Annotated in this window: 13 protein-coding genes and 2 tRNA genes; 11 read left to right on the top strand and 4 right to left on the bottom strand. The window is 69.4% G+C overall.

The genetic code is table 11. The features are described 5' to 3' along the window. Nucleotides 1-130 precede the first annotated feature (130 nt). A tRNA-Ser gene (locus AC1MBE_RS12300) sits at nt 131-218 on the top strand. 142 nt (nt 219-360) lie between these two features. Then, the gene (locus AC1MBE_RS12295) at nt 361-1980 is read left to right on the top strand and encodes a phytoene desaturase family protein (protein WP_479778620.1); all 1620 of its coding nucleotides are present in this window, start codon (nt 361-363) and stop codon (nt 1978-1980) included. Between the two features lie 119 nt (nt 1981-2099). Here AC1MBE_RS12295 and AC1MBE_RS12290 read toward each other — a convergent pair whose 3' ends face one another. Continuing rightward, on the bottom strand, nt 2100-4289 hold the full coding sequence (locus AC1MBE_RS12290) for a RecQ family ATP-dependent DNA helicase (protein WP_479778618.1): 2190 nt from the start codon (nt 4287-4289) through the stop codon (nt 2100-2102). A gap of 125 nt (nt 4290-4414) precedes the next feature. Between AC1MBE_RS12290 and AC1MBE_RS12285 the strand changes: the two genes are divergently transcribed. The 4 genes from AC1MBE_RS12285 to AC1MBE_RS12270 all read left to right on the top strand — a co-directional run bounded on the left by AC1MBE_RS12285 (nt 4415) and on the right by AC1MBE_RS12270 (nt 8242). Continuing rightward, nucleotides 4415-5833, top strand: a complete 1419-nt coding sequence (locus tag AC1MBE_RS12285) for a phosphomannomutase/phosphoglucomutase (RefSeq protein WP_479778616.1) — start codon at nt 4415-4417, stop codon at nt 5831-5833. Between the two features lie 5 nt (nt 5834-5838). After that, the gene (locus AC1MBE_RS12280; RefSeq protein WP_479778614.1) at nt 5839-6348 is read left to right on the top strand and encodes a hypothetical protein; all 510 of its coding nucleotides are present in this window, start codon (nt 5839-5841) and stop codon (nt 6346-6348) included. 14 nt (nt 6349-6362) lie between these two features. Beyond that, nucleotides 6363-6809, top strand: a complete 447-nt coding sequence (locus tag AC1MBE_RS12275; RefSeq protein ID WP_479778612.1) for an RrF2 family transcriptional regulator — start codon at nt 6363-6365, stop codon at nt 6807-6809. A gap of 272 nt (nt 6810-7081) precedes the next feature. Beyond that, on the top strand, nt 7082-8242 hold the full coding sequence (locus AC1MBE_RS12270) for a globin domain-containing protein (protein WP_479778610.1): 1161 nt from the start codon (nt 7082-7084) through the stop codon (nt 8240-8242). A gap of 165 nt (nt 8243-8407) precedes the next feature. Here AC1MBE_RS12270 and AC1MBE_RS12265 read toward each other — a convergent pair whose 3' ends face one another. Both AC1MBE_RS12265 and AC1MBE_RS12260 read right to left on the bottom strand, forming a co-directional pair. Further along, the gene (locus tag AC1MBE_RS12265; protein WP_479778608.1) at nt 8408-9787 is read right to left on the bottom strand and encodes an FAD-binding oxidoreductase; all 1380 of its coding nucleotides are present in this window, start codon (nt 9785-9787) and stop codon (nt 8408-8410) included. Between the two features lie 248 nt (nt 9788-10035). Then, nucleotides 10036-11868, bottom strand: coding sequence for a phosphoenolpyruvate carboxykinase (GTP) (locus AC1MBE_RS12260; RefSeq protein ID WP_479778606.1), 1833 nt, complete (start codon nt 11866-11868; stop codon nt 10036-10038). Between the two features lie 279 nt (nt 11869-12147). Between AC1MBE_RS12260 and AC1MBE_RS12255 the strand changes: the two genes are divergently transcribed. Next, a tRNA-Arg gene (locus AC1MBE_RS12255) sits at nt 12148-12221 on the top strand. 150 nt (nt 12222-12371) lie between these two features. Here the strand turns inward: AC1MBE_RS12255 and AC1MBE_RS12250 are convergent. Further along, nucleotides 12372-13103 carry a FadR/GntR family transcriptional regulator gene (locus AC1MBE_RS12250; RefSeq protein WP_479782591.1) on the bottom strand — a complete coding sequence of 244 codons (732 nt, stop codon included), beginning with the start codon at nt 13101-13103 and terminating at the stop codon, nt 12372-12374. 113 nt (nt 13104-13216) lie between these two features. On the opposite strand from AC1MBE_RS12250, the gene AC1MBE_RS12245 reads away from it, so the two are divergent. The 4 genes from AC1MBE_RS12245 to AC1MBE_RS12230 all read left to right on the top strand — a co-directional run bounded on the left by AC1MBE_RS12245 (nt 13217) and on the right by AC1MBE_RS12230 (nt 18127). Beyond that, nucleotides 13217-14674 (top strand): dihydrolipoyl dehydrogenase family protein, encoded by a 1458-nt coding sequence (locus tag AC1MBE_RS12245; RefSeq protein ID WP_479778604.1) that lies wholly within the window; start codon nt 13217-13219, stop codon nt 14672-14674. Between the two features lie 95 nt (nt 14675-14769). Beyond that, nucleotides 14770-15447, top strand: a complete 678-nt coding sequence (locus AC1MBE_RS12240; RefSeq protein ID WP_479778602.1) for an ABC transporter ATP-binding protein — start codon at nt 14770-14772, stop codon at nt 15445-15447. Next, the gene (locus AC1MBE_RS12235) at nt 15444-17489 is read left to right on the top strand and encodes a YhgE/Pip family protein (protein ID WP_479778600.1); all 2046 of its coding nucleotides are present in this window, start codon (nt 15444-15446) and stop codon (nt 17487-17489) included. Before AC1MBE_RS12240 ends, AC1MBE_RS12235 begins: the two co-directional genes overlap by 4 nt. Beyond that, nucleotides 17486-18127 carry a TetR/AcrR family transcriptional regulator gene (locus tag AC1MBE_RS12230; protein WP_479778598.1) on the top strand — a complete coding sequence of 214 codons (642 nt, stop codon included), beginning with the start codon at nt 17486-17488 and terminating at the stop codon, nt 18125-18127. Before AC1MBE_RS12235 ends, AC1MBE_RS12230 begins: the two co-directional genes overlap by 4 nt. The last annotated feature ends 279 nt before the right edge of the window (nt 18128-18406 follow it).

Genomic DNA, 18406 nt, shown 5'->3' with positions numbered 1-18406 from the left:
GCAACACCGCAACGCGGGGTCACTCACGGCCCATCCCGGGCCGCCGGACGGGCCGCAAGTGACCCCGCGTCGACCGTTTTGCACTGCATGGCCCCTTCTGCGTATCCTTGGTTGGCTAGTAATAGCAATTGGAGACGTGCCAGAGCGGCCGAATGGGCTTCACTGCTAATGAAGTGTGGGGCACAACTCCACCGGGGGTTCAAATCCCCCCGTCTCCGCGTTTGGCCCCGGTCCTGGACCGGGGCCTTTTGCGTTCCCGGCTTCCAACGCTCCCTCACCTAAGCCGCCAACCAACCCAACGCTCCCTCACCTCCGGCGGGCTTCGGACGGGCCCGCGTGTCCGGGTGGCAGGATGGGCCCATGTCGATCAACCACGCGTTTGACGCAATCATCGTAGGCGGCGGCCACAACGGCCTGGCCGCGGCAGCGTACCTGTCCAAGGCCGGCCGGAAGGTCCTGCTGCTGGAAAAGCTCGACCACCCGGGCGGCGCCGCCGTGTCCGCGCAGGCGTTCGACGGCGTGGAGGCCCGGCTCTCGCGCTATTCCTACCTCGTCAGCCTGCTGCCGCAGCAGATCATCGACGACCTCGGCCTGCAGATCACGCTGGCGCGGCGACGGTACTCCTCCTACACCCCGGACCCGGCCAGCCCCGGCCGGGCGCTGCTGGTCGACAACGAGGACGCCGCGTCCACGGCCGCTTCGTTCGCCGCGGTCGGGGCGTCCGACGACGAGTTCCGCGCCTTCAACGAGTTCTATGAGAGCTGCGGGAAACTCACCCGGGCCCTCTGGCCCACCATGACGTCGCCGCTGCCCACCCGGTCCGCGGCGCGGGAGCTAGCCGTCCGGGCCGGGGCCGGCGACGCGTGGGAAGCCATGATCGAACGGCCGGTGGGGCACGCCATCGCCCGGGCGCTCCGGCATGACCTGGTCCGCGGCGTGGTGCTGACCGACGCCCTGATCGGCACCTTTGCCCGCGCCGACGACGCCGACCTCCAGCAGAACATCTGCTTCCTGTACCACCTGATCGGCGGCTGCACCGGCGACTGGGACGTGCCCGTGGGCGGGATGGGCGCGGTATCCGGGGAGCTGGAACGCGCCGCCCGGGAGGCCGGCGCAACCGTCCTGGCGTCGGCGGAAGTCACGTCAGTCCGCCCGGGCGGCGTCGTCAGCTACCGGCACAACGGCGCCCTGCACACCGTTGCTGCGCCGTGGGTGCTGTCCAACGTGGCCCCGGTGGTACTGGACCGTTTGCGCAACGCGGCGCCGGGCGGCGCCGGGCACGCCACGAACAACCCAAACCACCTCCGCGAGGGTGCCCAGGTCAAGGTGAACCTGCTGCTCAAGCGCCTGCCCCGGCTGCTGGACGACGCCGTCAGCCCGGAAGCAGCCTTCGGCGGCACCTTCCACATCAACGAGACGTGGTCGCAGCTGGATGCGGCCTACCTCGGCGCCGCGGCCGGGAACGTTCCGGACCCCTTGCCGTGCGAGATCTACTGCCACTCCTTGACCGACCCCAGCATCCTCTCCCCGGAACTGCAGGCGGCCGGCGCGCAGACCCTCACGGTCTTCGGCCTGCACGTCCCGGACCGGCTGGTCACCGCGCAGAACAACGAGGACCGCCGGGCCGAACTGCAGGACGCCGTGCTGCGGTCGCTGAACAGCGTCCTTGCCGAACCGGTCCAGGAGCTGCTGCTGACCGGTCCGGACGGCCGGCCGTGCATCGAAACCAAGACCACACTGGACATCGAACGTGCTGTCGGCATGCCGCGCGGCAATATCTTCCACGGGGGCCTCGACTGGCCTTTCGCGGACGACGGTGCGCCCCTGGACACCCCGGCGCAGCGCTGGGGAGTGGCCACGGACGATTCGCAGCTCCTGCTCTGCGGCTCCGGGGCCCGCCGCGGCGGAGCCGTCAGCGCCATCGGCGGCCACAACGCCGCCATGGCCGTGCTCGAATCGGAGCAACCGGACCGCGGCTAGGCGCGCCCCGGCCTTGCTGGTGCCCGCCTTGCCGGGCGGGGGCCGAGCCGGATTTGGCCGGGCGGGGGGGCTCAGCCGGACTGGGCCGGCCTTGGCCGGGTGGACTCAGCCAGGTGGGATCAGCCGGCCTGGCCCAGCACGAGCGGCAGCACCGCTCCGGCGCCTGCGAGCCGGAGGGCACGCCCGGCCACGGTCACGGTCCAACGGCTGTCCACCAGGTCGTCCACCAGCATGACACTCTGGCCCTGGATCCCTGCCAGTGCCGTTGCGAGCTCCGGGCCCACCACGAGGCGGTCCCAGACCCCGGCGAGCCGGTAGGCGCTGTTTCCGCCGCGGCCGCCCGTGGGGCCGCCGTGCGCCAGCTGCAACTGGCCCAGGTACGGGATCCGGCCGATCTCGGAGATGCCGCGGGCCAGCGACTCCACCAGCTCGGGCTTGCCGCGGGACGGAACACTAATGATCGCGGCCGGGCGGCCGGCACCGCTCCAGCCCGGATTGCGGGTGTCGCCCGTGCCCCACTCGCGCAGGACCTGCACGCAGGCCTGCAGCATGCCCGGGTCCACGGCGCGGTCGGGGGCGCCGGCGGCGAAGGTTTCCCGCAGCGCCCCGCCCCAGCCCAGGTCCGTCAGCCGAGCCAGCACGCGGCCGTTGGCCAGGCTTTCCTCCGGCTTGATCTTGCCTTTGACGTTCACACCCAGCCGGTCCATACCGCTGGGCCACTGCAGCCGCGGTTCCAGCACCATCCCGGCACGGTTCAGGGTCGCCCCAGCCGCTTCGGTAGCATCGGCGGCAATGTCGGCAGGGAACCACCGGCCGGCGCAGTTGTCACAGCGTCCGCACGCCGTCGCCGTCTCGTCGTCGAGGACCGAGGTGATGTATTCCATCCGGCAGCCTGCCGTGTCCTGGTAGATCACCATGGAATCCTGCTCGTCAACACGGGCCTCGGCGATCCGGCTGTACCGCTCGGCGTCGTAGGTCCACGGCTGGCCGGTGGAGCGCCACCCGCCGCCCACGCGCTCAACCGCACCGTCCACGGCCAGCACCTTCAGCAGGAGTTCCAGCGGCGTCCGGCGCAGGTCGACGCGGGCCTCGAGCGCCACCGTGGACACCGCCGTGCCGGCTTCGGCCAGGGCGGTGAGGACGGCCGCGGCTTTTTCCTCCGAGGGCATCGACGCGGTGGCGAAATACTGCCAGATGTCGCGGTCCTCGGAGCCGGGCAGCAGCAGCACGTCGGCGTTGGCGGCGCCGCGGCCGGCGCGCCCGACCTGCTGGTAGTAGGCCACCGGGGACGACGGCGCGCCGAGGTGCACCACGAAGCCGAGGTCCGGCTTGTCGAAGCCCATCCCCAGCGCGGAGGTAGCCACCAAAGCTTTCACCTGGTTGTCCTTGAGCAGTTGCTCGGCGCGCTCCCGGTCCGCGGGGTCTGTCCTGCCGGTGTAGGCGAGCACTTCGTGGCCGGCCTCGGCGAGGAGGCGGGCCGTGTCCTCCGCGGCGGACACGGTAAGGGTGTAGATGATGCCGCTGCCGGGCAGGTCCGACAGGTGGGTGAGCAGCCAGCCCAGCCGTTCCCGGGAGTCGGGCAGCCGCAGCACGCCCAGGCGCAGGGACTCACGTCCCAGGGCGCCGCGGATGGTCAGCACGCCTTCGCCGAGCTGTTCCTCGATGTCGTGGACCACCCTGGAGTTGGCGGTGGCGGTGGTGGCCAGGACCGGGACGCTGTCCGGCAGCTGGGTGATCAGGTCCGCGATCCGGCGGTAGTCGGGGCGGAAGTCGTGGCCCCAGTCCGAGATGCAGTGCGCCTCATCGATCACCAGCAGCCCGGTCCGGCGGACCAGCTCAGGCAGCTGGTTCTCCCGGAATGACGGGTTAGTGAGCCGCTCCGGTGACACCAGGAGCACGTCCACCTCGTCGGCGGCGAGCTGCTCGCGGACGGTGTCCCAGTCCAGCTGGTTGGCAGAGTTGATAGCCACGGCGCGGACTCCGGCCCGCGCGGCGGCGGCGACCTGGTCGCGCATCAGCGCGAGGAGCGGGGACACGATCAGCGTGGGACCGGCACCGCGGCGGCGCAGCAGCAGGGACGCGACGAAGTAGACGGCCGATTTACCCCAACCGGTGCGCTGCACAACTAAAGCCCGGCGGCCGCCGTCGACCAGGGCCTCGATGGCCTCGAACTGGCCGTCATGGAACTCCGCGCCGGGGTGCCCCACGAGTTCACGCAGCACAGCCTGGGCCTGTTCACGGGTCCCGGTACCCCCGACGGGGACGGGCTGGGGAGCGGACAGGACTGCAGCGTTCTGGTTATTGACCATTGATTCAGTATCCCAGCCCCCTCCGACAGCCGCGAAGCCGGGCGACGCCGTATGTGGATAAACTGCGTCCACATACGCCACCGGCCACGGACATCCCGCAGAGGCTTCCACGTAAGATAGGAGCCGTGACTAGCGACCAGACGAAAACTTTTGACCTCTCGGCTTCCTTCAAGGCCTACGACGTGCGCGGAATTGTGGGCGAATCCATCACCGCGGAAATCGTCGAGGCCGTGGGCGCCGCTTTCGTGGACGTCCTTGATCTGGCCGGGCAGACCGTGCTGGTCGGCGGCGACATGCGCCCCTCCTCCCCCGAGTTCAGCCGGGCCTTCGCCAACGGCGCAGCCACCCGCGGCGCCAATGTCCAGCTCCTGGACCTTATCTCCACCGACGAGCTGTACTACGCCTGCGGCGCCCTGAACGCGGCCGGCGCCACGTTCACCGCCAGCCACAACCCGGCCGAATACAACGGCATCAAGATGGCCAAGGCGGGCGCCGTGCCGATCTCCTCCGAAACCGGGCTCAAGGAAATCCAGGCCCTGGCCGAGGAATACCTCAACTCCGGCACCATCCCCGCCAACGGTCCCCGCGGCGTGATCAGCGTCCGCGACGTGCTCAAGGACTACGCCGAGTACCTGCGCAGCCTGGTTGACCTTAGTGGATCCCGGCCGCTCAAGGTCGTCGTGGACGCCGGCAACGGAATGGCCGGCATGACCACGCCGGCGGTGCTGGGCGACACGCTGCTGCCCAAGCTTCCGCTTGAGATCATCCCGCTCTACTTCGAGCTGGACGGGTCTTTCCCGAACCACCCGGCCAACCCGCTGGAGCCGGAAAACCTCCGCGACCTGCAGGCCGCCGTCGTCGAGCATGGCGCCGATCTCGGCCTGGCGTTCGACGGCGACGCGGACCGCTGCTTCGTGATCGACGAAAAGGGCGAGCCCGTCTCGCCGTCGGCCGTCACCGGCATGGTGGCGCGCCGCGAAATCGCCCGCGCCAAGGCCAACGGCGAGGAAACACCCACGATCATCCACAACCTCTTGACGTCCAGGGCGGTGCCCGAACTGGTGGTCAAAGACGGTGGCCGCGCCTTCCGCACCCGCGTGGGACACTCCTTCATCAAGGCCGTCATGGCCGCCGAAGGTGCGATCTTCGGCGGCGAGCACTCCGCCCACTTCTACTTCCGCGATTTCTGGAATGCGGACACCGGCATGCTGGCCGCCATGCACGTCCTGGCTGCCCTCGGCGAGCAGGACGGCCCGCTGTCCGACCTCGGCCGCGAATACGAGCCCTACCAGTCCTCCGGCGAGATCAACTCGGAAATCGAGGACAAGGCAGCCGCCGTGGAGCGGGTCCGGCTGGACTTCCATAACGAAGACGTTGAGGTGGACTACCTCGACGGCAGCACCTTCATCGCGGCGGACGGAAGCTACTGGTTCAACCTGCGTCCATCCAACACCGAGCCCTTCCTCCGCCTGAACGTCGAGGCCACGGACCTGGCCACCATGGAACGGGTCCGCGACCGGGTCCTGGCCCTGGTCCGGGGCTGAACGCCATGACCGACTCATCCGAAGCCCAGGGCGCAGTCCTGCAGCCGGCTGACCCCGCCGAGGACTCCTGGCGCGGCTCGGTGCCGGATGCCAGCGCCACCGACCTGGAGAACCTGCTCGGCACCGGCGTGGGAGCAGCCCAGGAACAGCTGGAGCGCAACGGCGGTTTCCTGCCCTTCGCCCTGGTCGTGGAAAACGACGGCGAGGTCCGCCTCGTTGCGGTCACCCCCGCGGACGCTGCCGGGGACAGCGACGCCGACTTCGACGCCGACGGCATGATCAATGACCTCACCGAGCTGCTCCGGCAGCACCGGGACGAGTTCCGCGCCGCCGCGGTTGTCTGCGACATCACCTTGCTGGAAGAAGAGTCGGACGCGATCCACGTCGCGGCCGAGCACAGGGACGGCTCCGTATTCGCGGCGGTGCTGCCCTACGGCGCCAACCCGGAGACGCACGAGCTGGAGTTTGGCGAACTCTCCGCCGACAGCAACGAACCCGCCGTCTGGGTGGACTAGACCAGGCCCGTGCCATGAAGATCAACGCCTTCGCGGACGTGAGCCTGCGCGCCATGATGGTGCTCGCGGCCGCCGACGGCGAACTGCTCACCACCCAGAGCATCGCGGACGCCGTCGGCACGCCCTACAACCACGTCAGCAAGGCGATGGCGAAGCTGCGCGAACTGGGCCTGATCGACGTGGAACGCGGACGGAACGGCGGGTCCCGGCTCAGCGGCGCGGGCCGCTTGGCCACCGTCGGGCAGCTGCTGCGCGCACTGGACACCCGGGCCGACCCGGCCGACTGCGTCGCCGCCGCGGGTACCTGCCCGCTGATCAACGAGTGCCGGCTCCGCGGTGCCCTGGGCCGCGCCCGCGAGGCCTTCTATCGTGAGCTTGACGACATTGTCGTCGCTTCGCTGCCCACCTCGCGGCAGATGAATCCCGTCTTCCAGGCGATCGGCCTGCGTCCCGGCCTGTAGCCGGCCCCGGCCCACGGCTACGGCCGGCCCCGGCCCACGGTTACGGCCCGGTACCCGCCCTCCCCCGGCCCCGCTAGCGCCGTCGGCCCGGCGCGCCGGGCCCGCCAACGGCCGCCGAGGGGCCCACCAACGGGCGCCACGCCCGGGCGGCGCTCCGATTTGAAACTGTTTTCTACGACGTGTAGAACTGAGGCATAAATACTCGCATTTCAAATGCAGGTATTCAGCACGGTCCGGTTGAAGACCCCGGGCCACTACCTCAGGAGTCAGCAATGCTCTCGGACAAGTCCTTCCCCGTCATCGAGGCCACCCTGCCGCTGGTCGGTTCCCGGATCGGCGAAATCACCCCCAAGTTTTACGCCCGGCTCTTCGGCGCGCACCCCGAACTGCTGGACGGACTGTTCAGCCGGTCCAACCAGCGCTCCGGCAACCAGCAGCAGGCCCTGGCCGGAAGCATCGCCGCTTTCGCAAGCCACCTGGTGAGCAACCCGGGCACCCTGCCGGAGACCGTGCTGTCCCGTATCGCGCACCGCCACGCCTCACTCGGCATCACCGAACCGCAGTACCAGGTGGTCTACGAGCACCTCTTCGCCGCCATCGCCGAGGATCTGGCGGAAGTCATCACCCCGGAAATCGCCGAAGCCTGGACCGAGGTCTACTGGCTGATGGCGGACGCGCTGATCAAACTCGAGAAGGGCCTTTACGCCGCCCAGGCCAACGGCAAAATGTGGACCCCGTGGCGGGTGGCTGCGAAGGCCCCCGCGGGCACCGGCTCCATGACGTTCACCCTGGAACCGGCCGACGACACCCCCATCACCCCGGCGCTTCCCGGCCAGTACGTCAGCGTCAAGGTCACCCTCCCCGACGGCCTGCGCCAGGTCCGCCAGTACTCGCTCTCCGGCGACGCCGGCACCAGCCGCAGCTTCACCACCAAACTCGACGACGGCGGCGAGGTCTCCCCCGTGCTGCACCACCACGTCGAGGTCGGCGACGTCCTGGAAATCTCCAACCCGTACGGCGAAATCACGCTCAAGGAAAATGACGGCCCCGTGGTCCTGGCCTCCGCCGGCATCGGCTGCACGCCGTCCGCCTCGATCCTGCGCTCCCTCGCCGAGTCCGGCTCGGACCGGCGGGTCCAGGTCCTGCACGCAGAAAGCACCCTGGACAGCTGGGCGCTGCGCTCCCAGATGACGGACGACGTCGAGCGCCTCGACGGAGCCGAGCTGCAGCTCTGGCTTGAGCGGCCGGAAGCCGGCGCCAGGGAAGGGTTTATGTCGCTGCGCGACGTCGACCTGCCGGCCAACGCCTCGCTGTACCTGTGCGGTCCGCTGCCGTTCATGAAGAACATCCGCAACGAGGCCATCAACGCCGGCATCCCCGCCACGAAGATCCACTACGAGGTCTTCGGCCCGGACATCTGGCTCGCCAACTGAAGCACCCATCGGCTGCTCCGCAACGGCCCTTTTGGCGGGTCAAAACGGCAGTTGCGGAGCACCCGATGAGATCGGGACGGCGGCCCGCACCTTTCGCAACAAAGGTGCGGGCCGCCGTCGTGGTTACCTGACCAGGCTCCCCGGTCCGGGCGGCGTCGCCTCACGTCACGACGGCACGGCGGTGATCGCGTGGCCGAACCGCAGGAGGTTGCCGGGGTCGTAGCTGGATTTCGCGGCCCTCATCCGTTCGTAGACGGCGGGCGACCAGGCCCTGGCCCGGTCAGCCTCATCGCCGGGTTCGCCGTGGAAGTTGACCAGGGTAAACCCGGTGGAGTGCGGGGCCATCGCGGCGAGGACCGTGCGGATGGCTGCGGAGACGGCCTCGGCGACCGGCGGCATCTTGAACCCGACGAGGAAGAGCAGGAACGCCGCGTCCCGTCCGGACACGGCATTCGGGAGCGCCCCGGCGCGGGCCAGGGCTCCTCCCAGCGGCCGGACCTCGACCAGCAGCAGCGGACAGTCCGAGCCTTCGCCGGTGTGTTTCAGCAGCTCGGCCAGGGTCTCGTCGCCGAGGTCTTTCAGCATCGCCCCGCCGGCCGTGAAAGGGAGCGGATCCGCCGGGTCCATGTGGATCTGGTCCACGTCGAGGTAGCTCATGGGCCCGGCCGTGTCCATCAACGGGGTCGAGACGGCGCGCATCGGGGCGAGCAGCGCGTCGCCGGAGTCCCGGTTCCCCATCAGGGCGAAGCGGAGGTGCACCACAAACTGGCCCCGCAACGGCCCGGGGACGAACTCCATATCCGGAAGCCGCAACAGCGAGATCGAGGGCGAGGCGTGATCCGGCAGCGTGGGCAGCCACTCCCGGAAGGCAGCCAGGATGAGGGCCGCATCGGCGCCGGGATAGATGATGCCGCCGCCGTAGAACTCGCCCAGCGGAAAGAGGCTGAACTCAAGTTCGGTAACGATCGCGAAGTTGCCCTTGCCGCCGAGCATCAACGCGAACAGCTCGGCTTCGGCCTCGGCGTCGATCCGGCGCAGCGCACCGTCCGCCGTGACCACCTCCATGCTGCGGACATGGTCCGCCGCAAAGCCGTGGGCGCGGCCCAGCACCGGAAGACCGCCGCCCACCGTGTACCCCACGACGCCGACGTCGGTGCTGGAGCCGTGCAGTCCGACCAGCCCGAGCGGAACACTCGCTTCCAGGACGCTGCGCCACTTCACCCCGGCGCCCACCCTCGCGGTGCGTTCCACCGGATCGATGTGCAGCCCCTGCAGCCGTCTGGTGTTGATCAGCAGGCCGCCCTCAACCACCGAGTCGGCGCCGTGCCCGGTGGCCTGGACCGCCACCGGGAGCGCGCGTTCTGCCGCCCATTTGACCCCGGCGGCGACATCCTGGGCGGTGCTGGCGCCCAGCACGACGTCGGGCCGGTGGACGGTGGCGGCGTTGAACGCGAACGTCTCGGCCGCGTATTCGGGGCTGTCCGGCAAAGCGACCGGGCCGCTGACAGCTGCGGACAGGGCCTGGATATCGTCAGTGACAAGCATGATGTGCTCCTGGGGTCTCGCCTGCCGCGGCAGGCGGAGGGCACGTCACCGTGCGCCCGGAATGTTCCCCGCATCCCCGACAGCCAGCGGCCCGGCCCGGCTGATGAATGCGATGAGCCTATGGGCCCCTCCCGTCGGCGGGCTAGGGGCCTAAGGCCCGGCAGCCGCTGACTTCCGCCATGCGGATACGACGGCGGCCCCGCACCTTAGGCAAGGTGCGGGGCCGCCGTCAGTGGATCAACCGCCTGCTAGTGCGCCGCCATCCGTTCCTTGAGGGAATCGAGCTCCGAGCGCAGCGCGTCCGGGAGCGAGTCGCCGAACTTGGCGTACCACTCCTCGATGGAGGCCAGCTCGGCGTCCCATTCCTCGCGGTCAACACGCACGGCGTCTTCCACGTGGGCGTGGGTCAGGTCCAGGCCGGTCAGGTCCAGCGAGTGGCCGGTCGGAACGAATCCAATGGGCGTTTCGACGGCGTCCGCCTTGCCCTCGATGCGCTCGATGGCCCACTTGAGGACACGGGCGTTGTCGCCGAAGCCGGGCCAGGCGAAGTCGCCATCGGCCGTGCGGCGGAACCAGTTGACCAGGAAGATGTGCGGCAGCCGCTCCGGGTTGGCCTTGCCGGAGACGCTGATCCAGTGCTTCAGGTAGTCGCCGGCGTCGTAGCCGATGAACGGCAACATGGCCATCGGGTCGCGGCGGAGCACCCCGACCTGTCCGGCGGCGGCAGCCGTGGTCTCCGAGGAAAGCGTGGAACCCATGAAAATGCCGTTGGTCCAGTTACGGGCCTGGGTCACCAGCGGAACCGTGGTCTTGCGCCGGCCGCCGAAGAGGATCGCGGAGATTTCCACGCCCTCGGGGCTGTAGTACTCCTGGGCCAGCATGTCGACCTGTGAGATCGGGGTGCAGAAGCGGGAGTTGGGGTGCGCGGCGGGCTGGTCCGACGCCGGGGTCCAGTCGTTGCCCTGCCAGTCGGTCAGGTGCGCCGGAACCTCGTCGGTCATGCCTTCCCACCACACGCCGCCGTCGTCCGTGAGGGCGACGTTCGTGAAGATGCTGTGGCCCTTGGCGATGGCGCGCATGGCGTTGGGGTTGGTGCCCCAGCCGGTGCCGGGGGCGACGCCGAACAGGCCCGCTTCCGGGTTCGTGGCGCGCAGCTCACCTTCCTTGCCGATCCGCATCCAGGTGATGTCGTCACCCAGGGTTTCGACGTCCCAGCCTTCGATGGTCGGATCGAGCAGGGCGAGGTTGGTCTTGCCGCAGGCCGACGGGAAGGCCGCGGAGATGTAGTAGTTCTTCTTCTCCGGGGAGGTCAGCTTAAGGATGAGCATGTGCTCCGCGAGCCAGCCTTCGTCCCGGGCCATGACCGAGGCGATGCGCAGGGCGTAGCACTTCTTGCCCAGCAAGGCGTTGCCGCCGTAGCCGGAGCCGAAGGACCAGATGGAGCGCTCTTCAGGGAAGTGCACGATCCACTTGTCCGGGTTGCAGGGCCAGGCGACGTCGGCCTGGCCGGGGGCCAGCGGCGCGCCCAGGGAGTGCAGCGCCGGGACGAAGAACGCGCTGGTGGCGGTGATCTTGTCCAGGACCTCGGTGCCGATCGTGGCCATGATGCGCATCGAGGCGACAACGTAGGCGCTGTCCGTGATCTCCACGCCGAACTTCGGGTCCTCGGCGTCGAGGTGGCCCATGACGAAGGGGATGACGTACATGGTGCGGCCGCGCATGGAGCCGCTGAACAGGCCGCGCAGCTTCTCCTTCATCTCTGCCGGAGCCATCCAGTTGTTGGTGAAGCCGGCATCGCGTTCGTTCTCGGAGCAGATGAACGTCTGTTCTTCGACGCGGGCGACGTCGGCGGGGTCGGAGAACGCTGCGAAGGAATTGGGGAACAGCTTCTCGTTCAACCGGGTCAGGGTGCCGGCGGCCACGAGCTCGTCCGTGAGCCGGGTGTTCTCCTCTTCCGAACCATCAACCCAGTGGATCCGGTCCGGCTGGGTCAGTTCAGCAACCTCTTCAACCCATGCCAGCAGCCCGGCATGTGTGGTGGGTGCTTTCTCAAGCAGCGGCAGTCGCGCCAGATCGCCCATTACGGTTCCCTTCCTCGGGTTCAGTGGTGTGTCCTAAATGCTAGGTCTCGCAGAGGCGTCAGTTTCAGGGCCGAAGACGGGTTGACGATGCAGCCGTGATCCAAAAACCGCGGAAATTCAGGGTTTGATCTCGAAGTGCCGGTCCGTTTTTGTGACTAAGGTCACGTAGACCGGTCTAGTCGGGCAGATTACAGGGTCCTCGATTTGGAACTACGGGCCCATCTCGCGTAAAGTAATTCGAGGTTCGGGGGAGCGAGAAGTTCCCGAAGAGCCGAGAATGCGCCCATAGCTCAGCTGGATAGAGCGTCTGTCTACGGAACAGAAGGTCAGGGGTTCGAATCCCTTTGGGCGCACAGAGAAAAGATCCGCACCGGTCCGCCGGTGCGGATTTTTTGTTTTCCGGCCCGATCCGGAAAACCGCGGCGGTTTCGGACCAGGGCAGGCCGGATCCGGGCCGCGCCGGTCCTGAACCGTAGCGGAAACCCGGGCAGCGGCCCGGCACCCTACTCCTCCACGGCGGCCGCGACCTGGCGGCGCATCGCGTCAAAGTGGCTGCCCAGCCGTTCCGCGGCGAGAACCGCGTCGCCCGCGGCCACGGCTTCGTAGATGCCCCGATGCAGCGCAGCCCCCGCGGCAGGGTCGACGGTGCCCCCGCCGCCGAGTTCCAGCTGGATCCGGCGGTAGACGGTCCGGACCGCATCCACCAGGCCCAGCAGCAGCCCATTGCCCAGCTGCTCGAACAGTATGCGGTGGAAGTCGGCGTCGGCCTCGACAAAGTGTTCCCCGGCCCCGGCGAGGGTCTCCATCCTCAGCACCGTGGCCTCGAGTTCCCCCAGCCGGTCCGCCGTCATCAGCGCCATGGACGCGCCGATCAGCCCGGATTCAAGCAGCCGCCGCGCGTCGACCAACTCCAGCGCCTCCTGCCCGCGGTGCCGCAGCGACATCCGCGCCCGGAAGGCCAGCCCGTCGGTAAGGGCGTCGAAGTTGCTCACGGCCACGAACATGCCGAAGCCGTGCCGGATCTCGATCACGCCCACGGCCTGGAGTACTTTCAGCGCCTCCCGCAGCGTGTTCCGGCCGATGCCCAGCACGCCGGCCAGCTCGATTTCGGTGGGCAGAGGATCGCCGGGCTCCAGCTCGCGCTCGAGGATCAGTTCGATGATGTCATCCTGCAGGGCGCGCAGCCGGGCCTGCGCGCCGAACCGGCTGCGCGGCCCGGTGCTGCCTGCATTCAACCTGTCTGCACACACAACCGGCTCCTCCCCAAGATGATCCTCAGGGTAGCGGACGTCCCACCTCCTGCACAGGATGCCGTCAAAGCGGTTCCCGGCGGGGTTAGGCTGGTGCCATGACGGCACATTTTGAGCGTGAATTCGATGTCATCGTGATCGGGGCGGGCGCGGTGGGCGAGAACGTGGCCGAGCGTGTGGTCCGGGGCGGATTGACGGCCGTCCTGGTCGAGGCGGAGCTGGTGGGCGGCGAGTGTTCGTACTGGGCCTGCATGCCCTCAAAAGCCCTGCTCCGGCCCGGCACCGCGCTCCATGCCGCCCAGACCGTGCCCGGCGCCGAGCAGGCAGTCACCCGGGTGCTCGACGCCGAAGCCGTGCTGAAACGACGGGACTACTTCACCTCCAACTGGCAGGACGACAGCCAGGTCAAATGGGTCGAAGACACCGGAATTGACCTGATCCGCGGCCACGGCTGGATCACGGGCCCGCGCCGGGCGGAGGTGGCGGGGCTGGACGGCAACAACTACGCGCTGGTGGCACGCCACGCTGTCGTACTGGCCACCGGATCGCGCCCCAGCATCCCGCCGATCGAGGGCCTTGACGACGTCGACTACTGGACCACCCGGGAGGCCACGTCCGCCCGGGAGATCCCGCCGCGGCTCGGTGTGCTCGGCGGCGGCGTGGCCGGCACCGAACTCGCCCAGGCCTTTGCCCGGCTCGGGTCCGCCGTGACGGTGGTGGCCCGCGGCGGCCTGCTGGGCGCGTTTCCGGCCCCGGCGTCCGAGCTGGTCCAGGCGGGTCTGCGCGCCGACGGCGTTGAACTCCAGCTCCGCACCGGCACCCGAAGCGTCCACGAGAACGACGACGGTTCGCTGACGCTGGCCCTGGACGGCGGCGGCAGCGTCACGGTGGACAAGCTCCTGGTCGCCACCGGCAGGCACCCCGCACTGGAAGGACTTGGCCTGGAGAACGCCGGCCTGTCCGCCGACGACGGGAAGCCCCTGCGGCTCGCGACGGACGCCAGCGGGCTGGTTGTGGGAGCCGACGACAATGACGCCACCCCCTGGCTCTATGCCGTGGGGGACGCTGCGGGCAAGGTGCTGCTGACCCACCAGGGCAAATACGAGGCGCGCGCCACCGGCGACGCGATTGCCGCCCGAGCGAAGGGGACGCTCACCGGGGAGCCGGGCCCGTGGAGCCCGTATGCCCACACGGCCGACGAGCACGCCGTCCCCAATGTGGTCTTCACCGATCCGGAGCTGGCGAGTGTGGGCCGCAGCCTGGAGCAGGCCCAGAAGGACGGCTACCGGGCCAAGTCAGTCCAGCTTCCCATCCAGGTGGCCGGCTCCTCGCTGCATTCCGAGCACTACAAGGGCTGGGCCCAGCTGGTGGTGGACGAGGACCGCAAGGTGCTTCTGGGGGCGACCTTCGCCGGACCGGATGTGGCAGAGCTGCTGCATGCGGCGACGATCGCCGTCGTTGGGGAAGTCCCGCTGGACCGGCTCTGGCACGCCGTCCCGTCCTACCCCACCATCAGCGAGGTGTGGCTGCGGCTGCTGGAGGACTACGGCCTCTAAGCGTGCGCCCCAAGTGTCCGTTCGCTCACACTTATTTGAACTGACCGGTCAGTTTAGTTAGCCTTGAGGCAGATCATCTCTGCGAAAGGCTTACCTTGCTCTGCGTTGAACAGCTCCACGTGAAGGGCCGGCGGGACTCCCTGCTCCCGCCCACCTCGCTGCAGGCGGCCCGGGGTGAACTCCTGCTCGTCACCGGCAAGCGCCAGGACCAGCGCACCGCCCTGGCGCTGACGCTGAGCGGCCGGATGAAGCCGACCGACGGCACCCTCGAATGGGACGGCGGCACCCGGATCAAGCAGCTGCGGCAGGCGAGCGCCGTCGTGGACGCCCCCGGGGTGAACGAGCCGGAGCAGCACCTGAGCGTCCGCGACCTGGTCACCGAGGACCTCGCCCTGATCCCCCGCCGCTACCGCGGCGCGCTGCTCAGCACGCCCTGGCTCAAGGTCAACCGCTTCGAGGACATCGCCGGGCGCTGGGCCGAGGAGCTGCCCGCGGACCGCCGCCTCGAGCTGCTGACTGCGCTGGCCCTGGCCAATCCGCACACCGACCTGCTGGTGGTCGACTCCCCGGACCGCCACAGCGGCGATCCGGCCGACTGGCTGCCGCGGCTTCAGCAGCTGGCGTACAACGCCGGCCGGCCGCTCGCCGTCGTCGCCACCGTCGGCAGCCTCCCGCCCGGCTGGACCGGTCCAGTCGCGGAGATCGGCAACGCCGCCCCTGCGCCGGAACCGGCCGACGCCCCTCTCCACCCCGAAAGCGAGGACGCCCGATGACCGTGCTGCGGCTGGCCCGTTCCGAACTGAAGCGCATGACCGGCGGCCTGCTGCCGAAGCTGACCATCGTGGCCCTGACCCTGGTGCCGCTGCTCTACGGGGCCGTGTACCTGTACGCCAACTGGGATCCCTACGGCAAGCTGGACCAGATCGACGCGGCCCTCGTGGTGGAGGACACCGGCGCCACGTCCGCCGACGGGTCCCGGCTGGAGGCCGGCCGGAAGGTCGCCGACAGCCTCGTCGACGGACACGTCTTCAACTGGCAGACCGTCTCCAGCGCGGAGGCCGCGGACCAGGGCGTCAGCAGCGGCCAGTACGCGTTCGCACTGAAGATCCCCCGGGATTTCTCCGCCAACCTAGCCTCGCCGGGAAGCTTCGACGCCGCCAACCAGGCGATGCTGAACGTCACCACCAACGACGCCAACAACTACCTGCTCGGCACGATCGTGGACAAGCTCACCACCGCCGTCCACACCACCGTGGCGAAGGAGGTGGGCGAGGAGACCGCCAACCAGCTCCTCACCGGCTTCGGCACCATCCACTCCCAGATGCTGAAGGCGTCCGACGGTGCCCGGCACCTCGCGGGCGGGGTGGCCTCGCTGCACGACGGCGCGGCCAGCCTGCACCAAGGTACGTCGTCGCTCAGGAACGGCACCGGCGAACTCGTGGCCGGGCAGCGGAAACTCCTCGACGGCGCAAACACCCTGAACGCCGGGGCCGGGCAGCTCGCCGCCGGCCTGGGCCAGCTCCAGGAAAAGACCGCCGCACTGCCGGCGGATTCGCAGCGGCTGGCCGACGGTGCCGCCCAGGTGGCCGCCGGAAACGCCGCGCTCAACACCAAGCTGCAGGGCATGGCGGGCCAGCTCGCATCCGCGGAACAGGCCGCTGCGCAGGCACAGCGCAGCCGGGTCGTGGCCTCCAACGACCGCCTGGTCGCGGCCGGCGTTATTAGCGAGGCCCAGGCAGACGCCATCCTCGCCGACTACGATGCCACCGCGGCGCCCGCGCCTTCCGGAGCGGGAGCCGCCGTCCAAGGCGCGGCGGCCCAGGTGCAGCAGCTCGCGGACGGCTCCGCCGCCGTCAGCGCAGGTGCCGCGCAGCTGGCCGGCGCTGCCCCGGCCCTGAGCGACGCCGTCGGGAAGGCCTCCACCGGGGCGGACCAACTGGCCGGCGGCACCGCGGACCTCGCCGCCGGAGAGCAGAACGCCCTGGCCGGCACGGAAAAACTCGCCCAGGGCGCCCAGCAGCTCGACGACGGCGCCGCGCGGCTTGAGAGCGGCTCGGCCAAGGCGTCCGATGGCGCCGGGACCCTCGCGGGTGAGCTGGCCAAGGGCGCCGGCAAGGTTCCGAACCCGGACGGCGCGCAGAAGGACAGCCTCGCCAAGGTTATGGCGGACCCCGTCGCCGTCAGCAACGTCTCGCAGGCCAAGGCGGGCTCCTACGGGGCCGGGCTGGCACCGTTCTTCCTCACCCTGGCCCTGTGGATCGGCATCTTTATGCTGGCCCAGGCGATGCGGCCGGTCACCCAGCGCGCCCTGGCGTCCAACGCGCCGTCGTGGAAGATCGCCGTCGGCGGCTGGCTGCCGTTCCTGGCGGTGTCCGCCGTCCAGGCCAGTCTGCTGACCCTGGTGGTGGACGTGGGGCTGGGCCTTGACCCCGCCCATCCCGTGCTCATGTGGGTCCTGATGCTCGCCGCAGCCATGGCCTTCAGCGCGATCATCCAGGGTGTGGTGGCACTGCTCGGCTCGCCCGGCAAGCTGGTGGTGCTGATCCTGCTGGTCCTGCAGCTGGTCTCCTCCGGCGGCACGTTCCCCTGGCAGACCACCCCGCAGCCGCTGCACGTGGTGCACCAGCTGCTGCCGATGGGCTACGTGGTCAACGGCATGCGCCACCTGATCTACGGCGCCGAGCTGGCCAGCATCCTGCCCACCATGCTGGGCCTGGTTGGCTACACTTTGCTGGGACTGGCGATGTCCGCCGTCGCCGTCCGGAAGCACAAGTTCTGGACCCTGAAGACCCTGAAGCCGGAGATCGCCGTATGAGCACCCAGCCCCGCGAGGCCGCGGCGCCCGACGCCGAGGGCGGCAAAAAGCTGCGGCCGGGGCGCACCAACGCCACCAAGCAGAAGTTGTTCGAGGCGTCGATGGAGCTGATCGGCGAGCGCGGGGCCGCCGGCGTAACGGTGGACGAGATCGCCGCAGCCGCCGGGGTTTCCAAGGGCACGGTGTATTACAACTTCGGCAGCAAATCGGATCTGATCGCGCAGCTGCTGCGGCACGGGGTGGACATCCTGATGGCGCGGCTGCTCAGTGTCAATGACGGCTCGGAGGACCCGCTGGAAGCCATGGACGAGATGATCGGCCAGGCCATGGACTTCATGGCCGAATACCCGTCCTTCGCCCGGCTGTGGGTCAGCGAGAACTGGCGGACCCCCAGCGAGTGGCAGGACACCTTCGCCGAACTCCGCGGCCGGCTGCTGGGGGTGATCGGCGCCGCGATCGAGGCCGTGGCCGCCAGGTACCCGGTGGACCCCGCCCTATCGCGCGGCAGCCTGGAGACGGCGATTTTCGGCGCCTGCTTCGTGGTGGGGCTCGACCGCCAGACCTACCACCCGGAGCGCACCCGGGCGCAAAGTGTCGCCGCAATCATGGCGATCATGCGTGGCTACGTTGTGAAGTAGCCGCACTCGGGGATGATTGTTCACATGCGCCACATGGGTAACAGCGGAAAGACTGCCATAGGAGCGTCCGTCGCCGCCGTGGCCCTGCTGGTACTCACCGGCGCCACCCTGCACGAAACGGTGGGACTGTGGTTCCTGGCCGCGGCCGCCGTCGCCTACATCGCCTGCGTGGCCGAGGTGCTGGTCCGGCGGCGGTACAAGACTCTGCTCGCGAGCGGGATCGGCAGCATCCTCTTCATCGCCTTCGGCATCGCGTTCCTGCGGCAGTGGGGGCTGGCC

Source organism: Arthrobacter sp. BG5 (assembly GCF_056680155.1).
Note: the sequence above shows the minus strand (reverse complement) of the source record. Positions and strands in the feature narration are given on the sequence as shown.

Bases quoted from the DNA above. Each gene is read 5' to 3' on its own strand.
- AC1MBE_RS12290 (WP_479778618.1), bottom strand. From the start codon at position 4,289: ATGGTCAATAACCAGAACGCTGCAGTCCTGTCCGCTCCCCAGCCCGTC.
- AC1MBE_RS12280 (WP_479778614.1), top strand. From the start codon at position 5,839: ATGACCGACTCATCCGAAGCCCAGGGCGCAGTCCTGCAGCCGGCTGAC.
- AC1MBE_RS12275 (WP_479778612.1), top strand. From the start codon at position 6,363: ATGAAGATCAACGCCTTCGCGGACGTGAGCCTGCGCGCCATGATGGTG.
- AC1MBE_RS12230 (WP_479778598.1), top strand. From the start codon at position 17,486: ATGAGCACCCAGCCCCGCGAGGCCGCGGCGCCCGACGCCGAGGGCGGC.
- AC1MBE_RS12235 (WP_479778600.1), top strand. From the start codon at position 15,444: ATGACCGTGCTGCGGCTGGCCCGTTCCGAACTGAAGCGCATGACCGGC.
- AC1MBE_RS12270 (WP_479778610.1), top strand. From the start codon at position 7,082: ATGCTCTCGGACAAGTCCTTCCCCGTCATCGAGGCCACCCTGCCGCTG.
- AC1MBE_RS12295 (WP_479778620.1), top strand. From the start codon at position 361: ATGTCGATCAACCACGCGTTTGACGCAATCATCGTAGGCGGCGGCCAC.
- AC1MBE_RS12260 (WP_479778606.1), bottom strand. From the start codon at position 11,868: ATGGGCGATCTGGCGCGACTGCCGCTGCTTGAGAAAGCACCCACCACA.
- AC1MBE_RS12265 (WP_479778608.1), bottom strand. From the start codon at position 9,787: ATGCTTGTCACTGACGATATCCAGGCCCTGTCCGCAGCTGTCAGCGGC.
- AC1MBE_RS12245 (WP_479778604.1), top strand. From the start codon at position 13,217: ATGACGGCACATTTTGAGCGTGAATTCGATGTCATCGTGATCGGGGCG.